Origin of the sequence: Winogradskyella marina, from assembly GCF_015645385.1 — a bacterium.
In the GTDB taxonomy this organism is placed as follows: domain Bacteria; phylum Bacteroidota; class Bacteroidia; order Flavobacteriales; family Flavobacteriaceae; genus Winogradskyella; species Winogradskyella marina.
In genome coordinates this window covers 1-1,394 of sequence record NZ_JADOET010000041.1, presented here as the reverse complement: position 1 = coordinate 1,394, position 1,394 = coordinate 1, and the positions used below count along the sequence as shown (strand labels likewise).

Below are 1,394 nucleotides of genomic sequence, written 5' to 3'. Positions count from 1 at the left end.
TGACTAAAAATTAAGCAATTAATTACAGTCACTTATGAAAACACAAAATGAACACTGGCGAAAAAAAAGCTACCAAAAAGCAACTTTAGAGACTAAACTTTTAGTCGTTGACCAAATCTTAAATGGTCAGCTATCCAACAATCAAGCTTCTAAAAAATATGATGTTCCTAGAACAACTATTTCCTATTGGTTAAGAAAATACAGTACTTTAGTACAACAAAATACTGGTATGAGTAAAAACGATGAGATTAAAAAATTAAAGGAAAAGATTGAAGAACTTGAGTTTCAAAAAGACTTCCAACAAGACATTATCGCTGATATGGAACTGATTACAGGCGTTGATATGTCAAAAAAGTCATTACCCAAAACATTAGCAAAAGAGATAGAGCAAAAGAAAAAACAGCGTATAAAAGAAAATGGCTCTATGGATGTTTTGGGATATCTAAACAAGCCTTCTACAAAAGACTCAAAACACAACAAAAAAAAGAAATAGATCATCAAAAAATGATCAAAATAGTTAAAGACTACCGCAAACAAGTAGGCTCGAAAACTGGTGGTATTAAACTACACACGGAACTCAAACAAGACTTTATAAACGCTGATATTAAAATAGGTAGAGATAAATTCTATGACTTCCTCAGGTTTAATAAACTGCTTGTTCCTAGAACTAAAAATTACATCACAACTACAAACTCAAACCATATGTACAAAAAATATAAGAACCTTGTAAAAGACCACATTCCTACTCGACCAGAACAACTCTGGGTTAGCGATATAACATACATTAAAACAGAAAATGGGCACAACTATCTAGCATTAGTCACAGATGCCTATTCTAAGCAAATTATGGGATATAAACTTGATAACCATATGAGAACATCGCTTTGCAGTGATGCGCTCGCTATGGCTATTAAAAACAGAAAATATCCCGATCAAAAGCTCATTCATCACTCAGATAGAGGTTTTCAATATTGCAATCCGAAATACACAGAATTCGCTGAAAACAATAATATTACAATGAGTATGACTGAGCAATACGACCCTTATGAAAACGCTGTTGCTGAACGAATTAACAGAACCCTTAAATATGAATATGGACTAAAACAAACCATTAAAAACACGGATTTGGCTCAGAAAATGACACAGCAAGCTGTGTATATTTATAACAATTTGAGAACACATTTTAGCTTGGACTTAAGAAAACCAGCTGAAGTACATTTGAATCCAAACATCAAATACAGATCCTATCGAAAAAATAATGTAAATTTACCTGAACTTACCATTTAAGAACAGACATAGTTCAAACTATTTTTTTGCCTTCTAAACGGCTAAAAAAAATCTTTTGAACGTCTAAATAATAACTAAAAAGAGTCAACCTATTTCAGTATAATACA

At 31.9% G+C, this 1,394-nt stretch carries 2 protein-coding genes; both read left to right on the top strand.

What is annotated here, in order from left to right; translation table 11 throughout:
* Positions 1–34 precede the first annotated feature (34 nt).
* Positions 35–493 (top strand): helix-turn-helix domain-containing protein, encoded by a 459-nt coding sequence (locus ITJ86_RS17130; RefSeq protein WP_230080341.1) that lies wholly within the window; start codon positions 35–37, stop codon positions 491–493.
* Positions 439–1,287, top strand: coding sequence for an IS3 family transposase (locus ITJ86_RS17125; protein WP_317190645.1), 849 nt, complete (start codon positions 439–441; stop codon positions 1,285–1,287). The genes ITJ86_RS17130 and ITJ86_RS17125 overlap by 55 nt, the downstream gene beginning before the upstream one ends.
* Positions 1,288–1,394: the final 107 nt, after the last annotated feature.